Genomic DNA, 14,741 nt, shown 5'->3' with positions numbered 1-14,741 from the left:
CTTAAGGAGTGTCCGCGGCTGCGGCGGCCGCCACGATGCCGGCTGCCTCCCTGAACAGGCCCCGCATCCACTCATGCTCGGAGTCCCGGTTATGCACTGGATGCCACCACAGGGCATTGACCAGGGGAGTGGCATCAAACGGCAGCGGCAGGACCCGGATGCCGCCCACCCGCAGCGCGAAGGGCGCCAGTGCGGCCTGGATCAGGGCGATCCTGTTGGTCCCCACAACGAAGTGAGGCAGGGACTGGAAGCTCTCCACCACCACTTCCACCCGCGGCTCGATGCCAAGCTGCATGATCTGGCGTTCGGCCGACGTCGAGGCTGAACGCGTCTGGTAGGTCATCACCCACGGCAGCCCGGCGATGTTCTCCATGGTGATTCGTTCCCCCACCTCGTCATTCGAGGAGGAGACGACGGCGACCCAGCCGTCGCGCCAAAGGTCCAGGTAGGGCAGCCCGGACAGAAAGCCGTGCGGAATGACCATGCCGTCCACCGAACGCAACCGGTTGGCGGCATCCTCCACCACCATGGGATTGTGCAGCATGAACCGGAACCGGACTCCCGGTGCCCGCTGCGCCGCAAGCTCGGAGGCGACGCGGCCAATGGTGGTGAACCCGTAATCCGAGCCGTAGATGGAGAACTCGCGCTCGGATTCGCCGGGCTCCCAGGTGGCCTGGCTTTCAAAGACCCGGCGGGCTGCTTCCAGGGCTGTGGTGGTGTGCTCGGCCAGGCGCAGCGCGAACGGCGTGAGCTCATAGGCGTTTCCGCGCCGGGCCAGGATCGGGTCCCCGAAGTGTGAGCGGAGGCGGGCCAGCGATGCACTGAGCGCCGGCTGGCTAAGGTGCAGGCGCTCTGCTGCCCGCGTCACGCTCCGTTCGGTGATCAGGGCGTCAAGCGAGATCAGCAGGTTGAGGTCCAGCCTGGAAAGCGGGGCATGATTCGTCACGGCGCGTTCTTTCAGCGGTGGGGCAGGTTGCCCAACCTTATCAACGGCGTCGATTCGACGATCCATCTTCATCACATTTCTTGATGCAAATCCTTCCGCAACCCTTCGTGAAACTTATGTCTGTCATCTGCAATACTTATGTGCTTTTTCTGCACATCTCCCTCATACTGGGTAGTGACCGGGATCACCGCTCCCGATGTTCTTCGACAAAGAAGTCTGAAAGGCTGAACATGACACAGCACCGACGTTCCCTGGGCATGAAGGTTGCCGGCGCCCTTGCCGTGCCCACCCTGGCCGCCCTGGCCCTCACCGGCTGCTCCTCCTCCGCGGGCAGCGATTCGTCGTCGGGCGGTTCGAAGGAATTTTCCCTTTCCTTCGCCACCTCCAACACCATCGAAAGCCCGTTCCAGAAGTTGGGCGAGGACTACATGAAGGCGCACCCGGACGTGAAGATCACGTTCAACCCGCAGCCCAACGACTCCTACGACCAGACGCTGCGCACCCAGCTGCAGGCCGGCAACGCCTCCGACGTGGTGGTGACGACGCCCGGCTCAGGCCAGGGGCGCAGCATCCTGCCGCTGGCGGACGCCGGCTTCCTTGAGCCGCTCGACGACGCAGCCAAAAATCTCCTCCCGGCCGGAAGTGACAGCACGTTCGGCAAGGACGGCAAGGTCTACGGCCAGGCAACCGAGATCACGGTGGCCGCCCTGGTCACGAACCAGACCGCAGTCACGGCCGCCGGCGACTTCCCTGCAGACTTCGGAGCCCTGGTGGAGCAGTGCAGGACGCTCGAAGCGTCGGGCAAGTCCCTCTTCGCCATCGCCGGCGCGGCCCCGCCGAACACGGGCCTGATGGCCATGTCCCTGGCGGCCACCCGCGTCTACGCGGAAGACCCCAAGTGGAACGAAAAGCGCGCCGCAAAGGAAGTGACCTTCGCAGGTTCCGACGGCTGGAAGTCCGCCCTGGGAGCGGTCAACACCCTCAAGGACGCCGGCTGCTTCCAGAAGGGCGCTGCGGGAGCAGGCTTCGACGCCATCACCAAGGGCCTTGCCGGCGGCACGTCGGTAGCGGGCTTCATCCCGGCCCCCAGCTGGAAGCAGTTGGCATCAGCCGCCGCCGGAACGGACTTTGCCGTGCGCGCACTCCCGGCCGAAAAGGAGGGCAAGGACTACGTGTACGCCAGCGCGAACTACGCCTTTTCCATCAACGCCGCTTCCAAGAACAAGGACGCTGCCAAAGCATTCCTTGACTGGGCTGCCGAGCCGGAGCAGACCAAGGCATTCGCCGAAATCGACGGCGCCCTCCCCGTCAGCGGGCTGGACAAGTACGACTTCGAAGGTGGCGCCTACAAGAACGTCGGCGAGCTGATCAAGAACGGGGACTACAGCCCGCTGCCGAATATCCAGTGGCCCAACTCCGCCGTCTACGACGCGCTGGCCACCGGCGTGCAGGGCATCATCACCGGGCAGAAGACCCCCGACCAGGTCCTGCAGGCCATGGACGCCGCCTGGGGACAGTAAGCCCTCTTCACCACCACCGTTCCAACGACTCAAAGGGACCAGCAAGGATTACCATGACTGCGACGATGCAACCCCAAAGCGAAGCAGCTGAAGCACCCCGGCGAGGCAGGCGCACTCCGGGGGCGGGCCAGACCGCCCGCCCCCGGGGCTCCCGCATGGAGTTCGGACACTGGTGGTGGGCCCTGCCCGGGATCGCCCTGGTGTTTGCCATCCATTACGTGGCCACCGGCATTGGCGGTTTCTTCGCCTTCACCAACTGGACGGGCATCGGCGCGTTCAAGGTCACGGGCTGGGCCAATTTCGAAGCGATCTTCAAGGACCCCACCAAGCTCGGGGCCCTCTCCAACACCGTCTTCCTGGCCTTCGGCTCTGTGCTGCTGGGCAACATCGCCGGGCTGGTCATCGCACTGGGCCTGAACCGCGTGATCAGGACGCGCTACATCCTGCGCACGCTCTTCTTCATGCCGGTGGTGCTGAGTCCGCTGGCCACGGCCTACATCTGGAAGTACATCTTCGACTTCGACGGCCCACTCAATGCCTTCCTCACAGCCATCGGAGCAGGCGACCTGGCCAGGCCCTGGCTGGCGGACCCGCAGTGGGCCATCTGGACCGTCCTGGTAGTGCTCGTCTGGTCCTCCACCGGCTTCGCCATGGTGATCTTCATGGCCGGGCTGGCCGGGGTACCCGTGGAAGTGGAGGAAGCGGCGGCCATTGACGGCGCCAACCTGTGGCAGCGGTTCCGCAACGTCACACTCCCCGCGATCCGCCCCGCCGTCGCCATCGCCACCACGCTCGGAATCGTCCAGGGGCTCCGCGTCTTCGACCCCATCATGGCGCTCACCGGCGGTGGACCCGCCGGGGCCACGGAAACGCTGGCCACCCAGGTCTACAAACAGGCGTTCGCACTCGGGAACTTCGGCGGAGGCGCCGCCCTGGCCCTGGTGCTGGCCGCCATCATCCTGTTCTTTGCCGTTATCCAGCAGCGGCTGACGCGCTCGAACCCCGAGGACTAAGCCATGTTCCGCTACACCAAGCTCACCCTCCTGCGCGAAATCGGCCTCTGGGCGCTCGCCCTGCTGTTCCTCGCACCCTTCTACTTCCTGGTCACCACAGCATTGAAGCCGGCCAACGAGCTGTTCACCACCTCTGCGCTGGCCCCGCCGGTCCATCCCGACTTCAGCAACTTCGTGGCAGTGCTGTCCGCCAAGGGCAACTCCAACGTGGTGATGGGCCTGGTCAACAGTGTCATCATCACCGCCGGCAGCATCCTGGGGCTGGTGGCCCTCGGGTCCGTCACCGGCTACGTCATCTCCCGGAACACCAGGCGCTGGAGCAAGGCCGCCTACTACCTGTTCCTGGTCGCCATCATCCTTCCGGGCCAGCTCGGCGCGGTGCCCCTGTACATGGGCGCCCGCGCCCTCGGGCTCACCGGTTCGGCCTGGGGCCTGATCGTGCTGTACACCGGCATGCTGCTGCCGCTCTCGATCTTCCTGTATTCGAACTTCTTCCGCGGCCTCGGCACGGACTACGAGGAAGCGGCAACGATCGACGGCGCCAGCAGGTCCCAGATCTTCTCCAAGGTGGTGTTCCCCATGATGGCCCCCGCCACCGGAACGGTCACCATCTTCGCCGGCCTCATCGTCTGGAACGACTTCTTCACGTCCCTGATCTTCCTGGGCGGCTCCGCCAACCAGACACTGCCGGTGGCCATGTACTACTACATCGGCTCGCTGGTCTCCCAGTGGAACTCGATCTTCGCCATCGTCATCGTCTCGATGATCCCCATCCTGGCCCTGTTCCTCTTCGCCCAGAAGCGCTTCATCCAGGGCTTCTCCGGCGGCCTCAAAGGCTGACCCCCATGGCAGGCAACCGCGAAGCGTTCGAACGCTTCGTGGAAATCTTCTACACCCAAAAACGGGTGCGGGAAGCGTTCGAGTACCTGGTTGCTGACACCTACCGCCAGCACAATCCCACCATCCCGGACGGTCCCGACGCGGCCATCGAGGCCCTCACCCCCAAGTTTGACGGTTCGCCGGACTCCCGGTTCGAGGTCCAGCGGATCCTCGTCGACGGCGACCTGGCCATGGTGCATGTCCGCGCCTCAGGCCCGGGGCGCCCGGACGCCGCCGTCGCAGACATCTACCGATTCGAGGCCGGGCGCATCGTGGAGCACTGGGACGTGCTCCAGCCCGTTCCCGACCGTCCGGTCCACGACCATCCCATGTTCTAGCAATGACCCAGTTCAGGAGACTTCCATGTACCAGCTCGCACCCAACATCGACCTTCTCTTCGCCGAAGCAGGCCCCAGCGCCGCCGACCGGGTCCGCGCAGCCGCGGCGGCCGGCTTTGATGCCGTGGAGATGTGGGGCCCCACCGGCAAGGACATCCCCGCCCTCAAGGCTGCCCTGGAGGAAACCGGCGTCCAGCTCACGGCCCAGCTGGCCGAGCCCCGCATGCAGTTCATGATCCCGCCCAAGGACCACGCACCCTTCTACACGGGACTGGACGCCGGCGTCGAGGTGGCACGGCAGCTGGGCTGCCCCCGGATTGTGGTGGGCAGCGGCACCGGCTTCGGCGGCCGGAAGCGCCAGGACCAGCTGGACGAACTCATCGAGATCTTCACCCAGGGCATCGCGCACATCGAGGGCTCGGGCATCACCCTGGTCCTGGAACCGGTCAACATCCGGGTGGACCACCCCGGGGCCCTCCTGGACCGGACCTCGGAAGCCGTCTACGTGGCCAAGGGCGTCAACTCGCCCAACTTCGGCGTCCTCTACGACCTCTACCACTCCACCGTGGAGGGAGAGGATGTTGCCGCCGAGCTCGCCAACGCCGGCGGTCTCGTCAAGTACGTCCAGATTGCCGATGCCCCGGGCCGCGGCGAACCCGGCTCAGGCTCCATCGACTGGGCCGCGAAGCTCACGGACCTGCAGAACAGCGGCTACACCGGACCCATCGGGCTTGAGTACTACCCCACGATCGAGTCGGCCAAGTCCGTGCGGCGCATCCAGGAACTGGTGGCAGGACGGTGAGCAGCAACCGGTACCCCGCCGCGGTCGATGTGGCCATCGTCGGCAGCGGCCCCACCGCGTCCGCCTATGCCCGCATCCTGAGCGAACGGGCCCCGGGGGCCACCGTCGCCATGTTCGAGGTGGGCCCCACGGTCAGCAATCCGCCCGGCGCCCACGTCAAGAACATCGAGGATCCGGAGCACCGGACCCTCGCCCAGCGTGCCTCCGAAGGGCCGGGTGCAGGCGCTGAAACCGTCAATTCCCCCGGCGCCGTCAAGAGCGGCGAACGCCGTGCCCGGCCCGGAACCTACCTGCTGCCGGACGGCTATGCCTTCCCGGGCGAAGACGGCATGCCCGTTGCGGCGATGTCCAGCAACGTGGGCGGGATGGCCGCCCACTGGACCGCAGCGTGCCCCCGCCCGGGCGGCAAGGAACGCATCGGCTTCCTGCCGGACCTCGACCAGCTGCTCGGGGAAGCAGACCGCCTGCTCGGCGTCACCACCTCCGCCTTTGAGGGCGCGCCCTTCTCGGGCCTGGTCCACAGCCGGCTCGCCGCCGCCGTTGATGACGGCCGGGAACCGGCCTTCCGGGTCCAGCCCATGCCCCTGGCTGTCCACCGCCGCCCCGACGGCAGGCTGGTCTGGTCCGGGTCCGACGTCGTCATGGGCGACGCCACCCGGGACAACCCCGGGTTTGACCTCTTCGACGAGTCCCTCGTCAAGCGCGTCCTGGTGGACGGCGGCCGTGCTGCCGGTGTCGAAGTGGAGGACCGCCGCACCGGCACCCTGCACCGTGTGTCCGCCCGCTACGTCGTGGTGGGCGCCGACGCCCTGCGCACGCCCCAGCTGCTGTGGGCCTCCGGCATCCGCCCCGCTGCCCTGGGCCGTTACCTGAACGACCAGGCGCAAGTGGTGTTCGCCAGCAGGCTGCGCGATGTCACGCCGGCTGAGGGCGCGGCCCGGGCGGACGGGGCATTGAGCGAGCAAAGCGGCGTGACCTGGGTGCCCTACACGGACGACATGCCGTTCCACGGCCAGATCATGCAGCTGGACGCCTCACCCATCCCGCTGGCCGAGGACGATCCCGTGGTTCCGGGGTCCATCGTGGGGCTGGGCTTGTTCTGCGCCAAGGACCTCCAGTGGGAGGACAGGGTGGAGTTCGACGACGGCGCCCTGGACAGCTATGGAATGCCCGCCCTGCGCATCCACTACCGTCTGACGGACAAGGACCGGCAGGTTTTGGAGCGGGCCAGGCAGGAGATCGTGCGGCTCGGCAAGGCCGTGGGCGAGCCGCTTGATGAGCGGCCGTTTGTCCTGCCCCCGGGCGCGTCGCTGCACTATCAGGGCACCACGCGCATGGGGGAGTACGACGACGGCGAGAGCGTCTGCTCGCCCGACAGCGAGGTATGGGCCGTCCCCGGCCTCTTCGTGGCCGGCAATGGCGTGATTCCCACCGCCACCGCCTGCAACCCCACCGTGACTTCGGTGGCGCTCGCCGTGCGTGGCGCGGGCCGGATCGCCGCCGAGCTGGCGGGCGCAGAACTGACGGATGCAACAGAACTGGCAAGTGCTTTACTTATGTCTGATTCAGACAATAGAATGACTAAACAATGAATAAGTGGCTGATGCCGCCGCTCCAAGGCAGGCAAAGCATGCCGCAGACAAGGAAGTCCCCATGATCGCCGACCGCATCATCGAGCAGGGAACGCTCACCAGCCAGGACGGCCGGGCCGCCGTCGAAGTCCGGATCCCGTGGTACCGCGCCCTTCCGGGCTCGTGCATCGCCGGGGCTGCCCTGACCGTGGACGGCGTTGCCGCTCCCGAGGAGTCCCTGCGCTGGACCATGAACAACCGCACCTTTACTTTTGCCGAACTGGTGGACCAGACCGGCGAGTGGTGGTTCCCGCTGGACTCCGCCGTCCTCTCCGGCGACCTGCCCCTCGGCGATCCGCAGGCCGACCACGAGGTGCGGGTGGACCTCAAGCTCTACATTCCGTACATCATCACCGACCACGGCGTCCTGCACATCGAAGAGCACGACACCAAGACCATGAAGGTGGCACAGCGATGACCAGCCCCGGCACGCCCATCCAGGGCGTCACCCTCTACAGTTTCACCCGGGCCTTCCACGGCCGGCAGTACGACCTGGACGGCCTCATCCGCAAGGTCGCCGCCGAAGGGTTCGGCCCTGGACTTGAAGTGATCGGCTTCTCCAGCCTGCGCGGCTTCCCGGACCGGATCGACGACGCCTTTGTCGGCCACTTCCGCGACCTCGTGGCCGAAGTGGACCTGGTACCCACGTCGCTGGCAGTCAACGTTGATACGGGCCTGGGCCGTGACCGGCTCATGAACCATGACGAACTGGTCGAATACATGCGCAAGCAGATCGAGGTAGCCGCCCGTCTTGGCTTCCCCATCGCCCGCGTCCAGATCTCCCTGACTCCCGATGCCATGGAAAGCCTGCTGCCGGTGGCAGAACAGTACGGCGTCACCCTCGCCCTGGAAGTCCACGCGGACCAGCACGGCGCCCACGAACGCATCCTGGCCCTGCGCGACCGGTACGAAAAACTCAACTCACCGCTGCTGGGCTTCACCGCCGACTGGGGCGCCACCGTCACCGGCTTCGCCCCCTCCCTGGTGGAGGCCTACCGGCGCCGCGGAGCCTCGGAGGAACTGCTCCGGCAGGTAGTGGACCTGTGGAACGTTTTCTACGCCGAAGGGCCGCCGAATACCCAGAAGGTCCACGGCGAACGCTTCGGTGCTTTCATCGGCCTGGCGGCCCGCAACGGCCGGCCCGACCTCGGCATCGACTTCGCCATCAACGGCACCGGCCTCTTCGGCCCGGCACCCCTGGACACCTGGCTGGAAATCATGCCGTGGGTCCGCCACGTCCACGGCAAGTTCTTCGGCATCGACGAGAACGGCGAAGAGCCTTCCGTGCCGGTCCGCGGCCTGGTCCGTCAACTCGTGGAAAACGGCTACTCCGGCGCCATCTCCAGCGAATACGAAGGCTGGCACTGGAACAACTGGCAGGACCCGTTCGACATCATCCGCGGCGAGCAGGCAGTGCAGCGTTCCGCCGCGGCCGACGCCGGCTCCGCCATGATCATCGATCCCGCCGAAGCCCGCCGCATCCTCAACAGCCACCTCGCCCAGCCCGTCCGCGGCTGACAGAAACGGAAGACGAAATGACACAAGGAATCGCCGGCTCGGGCATCGAGCTGGGTATCACCCTCTACTCACTCACCTCTGAATTCGCCGCTGGCCTGTACACGCCGGAAACGCTGATCAAGGCGGTGGCCGACGAAGGCCTGGGCCCCGGCGTTGAGTTCAACATCGCCCAGATGCTGCGCACCTACCCAGACGTGGACAACGACTTTGTGAAGCTGTGGCGCGACAGCATGGACCGCTACGGCCTCACCCCCAGCGCCGTGGGCACCAACCTGGACATGGGCCGCCGCAAGGACCGGGACATGACGCCGGACGAGGAATACGACTTCTTCGCGCGACAGCTGAAGACCGCGAACACGCTGGGCTTCCACAAGATCGTCATCCGGTCCGCCGGCAAGGAACTCCTCCGCCGGCTCCTTCCGCTCGCTGAAAAGTACGACCAGAAGCTTGGTTACGAGATCCACGCGCCGCAGGGGCCCAACGATCCCAAGATCCTCCAGATCCGCGAGATGTACGAGGAACTCGGCAGTGACCGCCTGGGCTTCACCGCGGACTTCAGCTCCACGATGCACAGCCTGTCCCCGACGCTGTTCCGCACGCTCACCCAGATGGGCCTTCCTGAGGAACACTTCGCCGTCATGCAGGACATCTGGCGCAAACCCCTGCCCATGCAGGAACGCAACCAGGAATTCGAGGACTACCTGCGGGAGAACAACTTCGACCCCGCGCGGCTGGGCCCCTTCACCCGGCTGGCCTTCAACATGCACGGCCTGGTGGCGCCGGAGGAATGGCTGGACATCATGCCGCAGATGTTCCACGTGCACGCCAAGTTCTACGACATCGACGCCGACGGCAACGAACCGGCCATGGACATCCCGCGGATTGTGCGCCAGTTCGTCAAGGGCGGCTACCAGGGCTTCCTCTCCAGCGAATGGGAAGGCCACGCGTTCGCCGACCTCGGCGAATCCGACCCGGTCGACCTGGTCAAGAAGCAGCACGCGCTGATGCGCCAGGCCATCGAAGACGCCGTGGCAGTACCGGCCTAAGGGGGACCCGTGGCACCTGCCGAAACGACCGCCGTCGACCCTTCCGCCACCGGGCTCGCCGCAGAGGTGGAACGCCTCCGCGGCGAACTCGCCGAAGCCCTGGCACTGGCGCGCCGGGCCAACGACCGCGGCGACATCGAGAACCTGTTCAACCGCTACATGTACCTCCACAACGCGTTCGAGGATGAGCAGATCATCCCGTTGTGGGTGAAGCCGGGCACCCCCGGAGTCCGGGCCCGCTACACCAACGCCGGGCGGTACACGGACTACGCGAGTGTGATCCGCTACCACCAGGGCCGCCCCCGGCCCGAGGGCAAACTGATCCTGCACTACACCACCACGCCCGTCATCGAGGTGGCCGCCGACGGCAAGACCGCCAAGGGCGTGTGGATCATGACCGGCAACGAGTCCGGCCTGACCGACCCCGAGGTCGCCAAGGAAAGCCCGGACTACATGTATTCGCCCGGCGAGGTCCAGGGCAAGAAGGTCTGGGCCCACTGGGTCTGGTGCAAATATGCTGTGGACTTCCTGCGCCAGGACGGCGAATGGAAGATCTGGAAGTTCCGCTGCTACGAACTCCTGCGCGCGCCGTTCGAGGAAAACTGGATCAGCTTCGCGGAGAAGAACCAGCACGCCTTCGCCCTTGACCTCATGTACTTCGGCGACGACGGCAAACCGGTCTTCATGCCCCCGGCGGACGAACCGGTGCCCCGGGAGTACCACCCGTACAGCCCCACGTCGCGGCAAACCCTCGAACCGCAGCCGCCGGTTCCCCACCCCACCTTCGTCGAAACTTTTGAGTAAGGACCATCATGGCAACTCACAACTCCCTGTTCCAGGACGCCGACGTCCGCAGGCACCCCGAGGGCATCGCCGTCTCCGTGCAGCTGCCCTGGTACCGCAGCCTCTGGCTGTCCGCCGTTGACGACGTCGCTGCCACCGTCAACGGCAAGGAGATCCCCAAGGAGGCCCTCCGGTTCGAACTGCAAGGCACGTCCTACTCCATTGCGGAGCTCCCGGAGCAGTGGGAGACCCTCTGGTTCGTCGCCGACAAGCCGGACATCATCATCCCGCTGGACCGCGTGCCCGAGGCCGGCGAGGAAATCGACGTCGAGGTCATCCTGACCCTGCGCCTGCTCTACATGCAGATCGCCCCCATGCGCTACGTGGGGAACCGGGTGGCTGTGGACCGCAAGGTCGTGCTCGCATGACACGCCTGCGCGTGGCCATGATCGGATACGGCTTCATGGGCGCAGCGCATTCCCAGGGCTGGCGCACCGCACCCCGGGTCTTCGACCTGCCCGCGGAGCCGGAGATGGCGGTAGTGGTGGGCAGGAACGCCGACGCCGTCGCTGCCACCGCCCGACAGTGGGGATGGGCCGAGTCCGCCACCGACTGGCGGGACGTGATCGCGCGGGAAGACATCGACGTCGTCGACATCGTCACCCCCGGCGACTCCCACGCCGAGATTGCCATCGCCGCGCTGGAGGCCGGAAAGCACGTCCTCTGCGAAAAGCCGCTGGCCAACACCGTGGCGGAGGCCGAAGCGATGGCGGAGGCTGCCGAACGTGCGGCGGCCCGCGGGATCGGGGCGATGGTGGGCTTCACCTACCGCCGCGTTCCCGCCGTCACGTTCCTGCGCAACCTCATCGCCGAAGGAGCCGTGGGCACGGTCAACCAGGTCCGCGCCTCCTACCGCCAGGACTGGCTCGTGGACCCTGGCATGCCCCTGGCCTGGCGCCTGCAGAAGGAACATGCCGGTTCCGGCGCGCTCGGTGACGTTGGCGCCCACGCCATCGACCTGGCCCAGTTCGTCACCGGGCTGAAACTGGAAAAGGTCTCCGGCGTCATCGACACCATTGTGAAGGAACGCCCCCTGCAAAGCTCGGGCAGCGGCCTGTCCGGCACTGCCGCTTCCGGCCGTGGCCGGGTGACGGTGGACGACATCGCCATCTTCACGGGGCGGTTCGAATCCGGTGCCCTGGCTTCCTTCGAGGCGTCCCGGTTTGCCACCGGCCGGAAGAACGCGCTGCAGATCGAGGTGTCCGGGGACAAGGGCGCCCTCGCCTTCGACCTCGAAGACCTCAACAGCGTCCAGTTCTACGACCGCACCGCCCCGGCTGAGCTGCAGGGATTCCGGAAGATCCTGGTCACCGAGCCCGGCCACCCCTATGTTGCGGGATGGTGGCCCGCCGGCCACATGCTCGGCTACGAGCACGGCTTTTCGCACCAGGTGAAGGACCTCGTCGAGGCGATCGCCGCGGGGACCGACCCGCACGCGACGTTCGCCGACGGGCTGCAGGTGCAGCGGGTGCTGGAGGCCGTGGAGCACAGTTCCGACAACGAATCCGCCTGGGTGCGGGTCGCCGCCGGCGTCCCTGCACGGGCTGCATAGGAGAAGATGCACATGGCACGACCGATCACATTGTTCACCGGCCAGTGGGCCGACCTGCCCTTCGAGGAGGTGGCCCGGCTCGCCGGCGAGTGGGGCTACGACGGCCTGGAGATCGCCTGCTGGGGCGACCACCTGGACCCCTCGCGCTGGAACGACGACGCCTATGTGCAGGGCAAGTTGGCGGTCCTGGAACGCAACGGCCTGAAGGCGTGGACCATCTCCAACCACCTCAAGGGCCAGGCCGTGTGCGACGACCCCATCGATGAACGGCACCGCGGCATCCTGCCGGACTCCGTGTGGGGCGACGGCGACCCCGAGGGGGTGCGCCGGCGCGCGGCCGAGGAAATGAAGGACACGGCCCGGCTCGCCGCGAAGCTCGGCGTCAAGACCGTCACCGGCTTCACCGGGTCCTCCATCTGGAAGTACGTGCCGATGTTCCCGCCGGCCACGGAGAAAATGGTCGACGCCGGGTACCAGGACTTCGCCGACCGCTGGAACCCCATCCTGGACGTCTTCGACGAGGTGGGGGTCCGGTTCGCCCACGAGGTCCATCCGTCTGAGATCGCCTACGACTACTGGACCACGCAGCGCGCGCTGGAGGCGATCGGGCACCGCGAGGCTTTCGGGCTGAACTGGGACCCCAGCCACATGGTGTGGCAGGACATCGACCCCGTGGGGTTCCTGTGGGATTTCCAGGACCGGATCTACCACGTGCACTGCAAGGACACGAAGAAGCGGCTCACCAACGGGCGCAACGGCCGGCTGTCCTCGCACCTGGCGTGGGCGGACCCGCGCCGCGGCTGGGACTTCATCTCCACCGGGCATGGCGACGTGCCGTGGGAGGACGCCTTCCGGATGCTCACCTCCATCAACTACCGCGGCCCGCTGTCCGTGGAATGGGAGGATGCCGGCATGGACCGGCTGGCCGGTGCCCCCGAGGCGCTGGAGTTTGTCCGCCGGCTCTCCGGCTACGAACCCTCCGCGGCGGCCTTTGACGCTGCCTTCAGCACGAAGTAAAGCGGCAACTCCTACCGAAATCCGGTGGTTGAACTTGTCGAAACCGGGGTTTCGACAAGTTCAACCACCGTTGCGTTTCCGTCCTCAAGCCGCCTGGGCCAAGGCCTTCTCCGCCAGTGCCAGGTGCCGCAGCGTCATGTCCGTCGGATCGTCCCGCAGCCACTCGTGGCCGCCCCACTCGCTGGTCAGCGTGCCCGTGAAATCCTTCGTAGCCAGGAGGCTGCCGAGGTCGCGAAGAGGCTGTGAAACCCGGGCGCCGTCGTCGTCCAAATCCCAGAACTTCAGGTGGAATGCCCCCACCAGCGGAAAGATTCCGGCCAGATCCGAGGCCTGGCTGCGGCCAAAGCGGATCAGCAGGTCCATGAACAAGGTGTGGAGATGCGGCGGCACTTTCCCCGCGCGCAGCAGGGCAACTACGGCATCCGCGGTGGCGGGATCGCGCCAGTCTTCCTCCAGTCGCTTCAGCAGGTCCGGCGAGATGCCGCCCTTCCTGAGCTCCTCCAGGTAGGTCAGGGGGAGGGCCGGCATGAGCATGCTGATATCCACCAGGACGCGGATCCGCTCGTCCCCGAGGGCGCTTATCGCCTCCAAAGCCGGGGCCACTGCCGCGCACTCCGGGGCCTGCTGGCCCTGGATCTCTTCGTACAGCACCAGGTCGAGCTCGTGAAGCAACGGCTGCACCAGGCGGAGGAGCCCGGGACCGGCCTGGCCGAGGGGAAGCCGGACTCCCTCTGCCCCCGCCCGGCGTGCTGCCCTGAACTGCGGGACCAGGAAGTCCAGCCGTTCCCGCAGGGAGCGCCGGTGGGTCGGCGTCGTGAAATCGTCGAGGCTGGCACCGACGATGCTGATGCGCCCGCCCTGCGCCGCCATGGCTTCCCGCAGCGCGTCCACTTCGGTGTCCGCGGGGTCAGGGAAGGAACGCCATACCAGGCCCGGCTCGAGTTCCACGGTCGCGGCGGTCGCCGCAATGCCCGTGACGATCTCGGTGGCAGGCCGGCGGGCGGCAATGATCTCGGGCGCCCAGTTGAACGAGCTGGCGCACAGCGTCCAGCCGGAAGGAATTTCGGGGGCCATGTATCGCCTTCCCTTTTATGTGTTTAAGTGACAAACTTATGTCAGTTTTAGGATAAAGGATGGAGGCGATGATGGAAACTGCCTTGCGCGAGGATGCGCTGACTCTCACCCCGGATGGGTTCGAACTCCGCGTGGGCCTGCCGTGGATCCGGTCCATGCCGCTCTCCTGCATCGGGGGGCTGGCGGCGGAGGTTGACGGCGGACCCATTCCGCCGGGGGAGCTTTCGGTCGCGCTCGGCAGGCGGAGCGTTGCTGCGGACGCGCTCGCGCAGGAACCGGGCTGGTGGTTCATCCAGGACCGGCTGGTGCTGCGGTGCCGGCGCGGGCTTCGAAGTGGCAGCCATGCCGTTGCCGTCGACTTCCAGCTGATGGTTCCCTACCTCCAGGCTGCTCCCGGCCGGCCGCTGGTCCTGCCGTTCCATGTGGCGGCGCGGCTGGAGCCCCGGCGGGAGGCCGTGCCAAGCGCCGCACGGGACGTCGCCTGAGGGGCTTCGCCCGGCGTTTCGCCTAGTAGTACTTTGTTAGGTTGGTGGCGCGTGCTGGCAGTAGGGGCAGCGGGCGA

The 14,741-nt window shown here is 66.7% G+C and carries 16 protein-coding genes; 14 read left to right on the top strand and 2 right to left on the bottom strand.

Annotation, left to right across the window (positions count from 1 at the left end):
* Position 1 precedes the first annotated feature (1 nt).
* Positions 2-946, bottom strand: coding sequence for a LysR family transcriptional regulator (locus tag ACYSM9_RS18575; RefSeq protein WP_461858434.1), 945 nt, complete (start codon positions 944-946; stop codon positions 2-4).
* A 230-nt stretch (positions 947-1,176) separates the two neighbouring features.
* Between ACYSM9_RS18575 and ACYSM9_RS18570 the strand changes: the two genes are divergently transcribed.
* From ACYSM9_RS18570 to ACYSM9_RS18510, 13 genes are all read left to right on the top strand, one after another.
* Positions 1,177-2,466 (top strand): ABC transporter substrate-binding protein, encoded by a 1,290-nt coding sequence (locus tag ACYSM9_RS18570; RefSeq protein ID WP_461858433.1) that lies wholly within the window; start codon positions 1,177-1,179, stop codon positions 2,464-2,466.
* 53 nt (positions 2,467-2,519) lie between these two features.
* Positions 2,520-3,479 (top strand): carbohydrate ABC transporter permease, encoded by a 960-nt coding sequence (locus tag ACYSM9_RS18565; RefSeq protein ID WP_461858432.1) that lies wholly within the window; start codon positions 2,520-2,522, stop codon positions 3,477-3,479.
* Positions 3,480-3,482: 3 nt separating this feature from the next.
* Positions 3,483-4,319: a carbohydrate ABC transporter permease gene (locus ACYSM9_RS18560; protein WP_461858431.1), complete on the top strand. Its 837-nt coding sequence runs from the start codon at positions 3,483-3,485 to the stop codon at positions 4,317-4,319.
* Positions 4,320-4,324: 5 nt separating this feature from the next.
* A complete protein-coding gene (locus ACYSM9_RS18555; protein ID WP_461858430.1) occupies positions 4,325-4,696 on the top strand; it encodes a nuclear transport factor 2 family protein in 372 nt (123 codons plus the stop codon).
* Positions 4,697-4,721: 25 nt separating this feature from the next.
* A complete protein-coding gene (locus tag ACYSM9_RS18550) occupies positions 4,722-5,498 on the top strand; it encodes a TIM barrel protein (RefSeq protein ID WP_461858429.1) in 777 nt (258 codons plus the stop codon).
* On the top strand, positions 5,495-7,090 hold the full coding sequence (locus ACYSM9_RS18545) for a GMC oxidoreductase (RefSeq protein ID WP_461858428.1): 1,596 nt from the start codon (positions 5,495-5,497) through the stop codon (positions 7,088-7,090). Before ACYSM9_RS18550 ends, ACYSM9_RS18545 begins: the two co-directional genes overlap by 4 nt.
* A gap of 61 nt (positions 7,091-7,151) precedes the next feature.
* Positions 7,152-7,547 (top strand): C-glycoside deglycosidase beta subunit domain-containing protein, encoded by a 396-nt coding sequence (locus ACYSM9_RS18540; RefSeq protein ID WP_461858427.1) that lies wholly within the window; start codon positions 7,152-7,154, stop codon positions 7,545-7,547.
* The gene (locus tag ACYSM9_RS18535; protein WP_461858426.1) at positions 7,544-8,647 is read left to right on the top strand and encodes a sugar phosphate isomerase/epimerase family protein; all 1,104 of its coding nucleotides are present in this window, start codon (positions 7,544-7,546) and stop codon (positions 8,645-8,647) included. The genes ACYSM9_RS18540 and ACYSM9_RS18535 overlap by 4 nt, the downstream gene beginning before the upstream one ends.
* A gap of 17 nt (positions 8,648-8,664) precedes the next feature.
* Positions 8,665-9,693 (top strand): sugar phosphate isomerase/epimerase family protein, encoded by a 1,029-nt coding sequence (locus ACYSM9_RS18530; RefSeq protein WP_461858425.1) that lies wholly within the window; start codon positions 8,665-8,667, stop codon positions 9,691-9,693.
* Positions 9,694-9,702: 9 nt separating this feature from the next.
* Complete coding sequence (locus ACYSM9_RS18525) at positions 9,703-10,497, top strand: nuclear transport factor 2 family protein (protein WP_461858424.1); 795 nt, start codon at positions 9,703-9,705, stop codon at positions 10,495-10,497.
* Between the two features lie 8 nt (positions 10,498-10,505).
* On the top strand, positions 10,506-10,904 hold the full coding sequence (locus tag ACYSM9_RS18520; protein ID WP_461858423.1) for a C-glycoside deglycosidase beta subunit domain-containing protein: 399 nt from the start codon (positions 10,506-10,508) through the stop codon (positions 10,902-10,904).
* Entirely contained in the window at positions 10,901-12,088 is a 1,188-nt protein-coding gene (locus ACYSM9_RS18515) for a Gfo/Idh/MocA family protein (protein ID WP_461858422.1), read from the top strand. Before ACYSM9_RS18520 ends, ACYSM9_RS18515 begins: the two co-directional genes overlap by 4 nt.
* A 12-nt stretch (positions 12,089-12,100) precedes the next feature.
* A complete protein-coding gene (locus ACYSM9_RS18510) occupies positions 12,101-13,105 on the top strand; it encodes a sugar phosphate isomerase/epimerase family protein (RefSeq protein WP_461858421.1) in 1,005 nt (334 codons plus the stop codon).
* Between the two features lie 84 nt (positions 13,106-13,189).
* Here the strand turns inward: ACYSM9_RS18510 and ACYSM9_RS18505 are convergent, their stop codons facing one another.
* Positions 13,190-14,179, bottom strand: coding sequence for a restriction endonuclease subunit R (locus ACYSM9_RS18505; protein WP_461858420.1), 990 nt, complete (start codon positions 14,177-14,179; stop codon positions 13,190-13,192).
* A 68-nt stretch (positions 14,180-14,247) separates the two neighbouring features.
* On the opposite strand from ACYSM9_RS18505, the gene ACYSM9_RS18500 reads away from it, so the two are divergent.
* On the top strand, positions 14,248-14,664 hold the full coding sequence (locus ACYSM9_RS18500) for a C-glycoside deglycosidase beta subunit domain-containing protein (RefSeq protein WP_461858419.1): 417 nt from the start codon (positions 14,248-14,250) through the stop codon (positions 14,662-14,664).
* The last annotated feature ends 77 nt before the right edge of the window (positions 14,665-14,741 follow it).

The sequence above is a fragment of the Arthrobacter sp. C152 genome, assembly GCF_054890965.1.
Note: the sequence above shows the minus strand (reverse complement) of the source record. Positions and strands in the feature narration are given on the sequence as shown.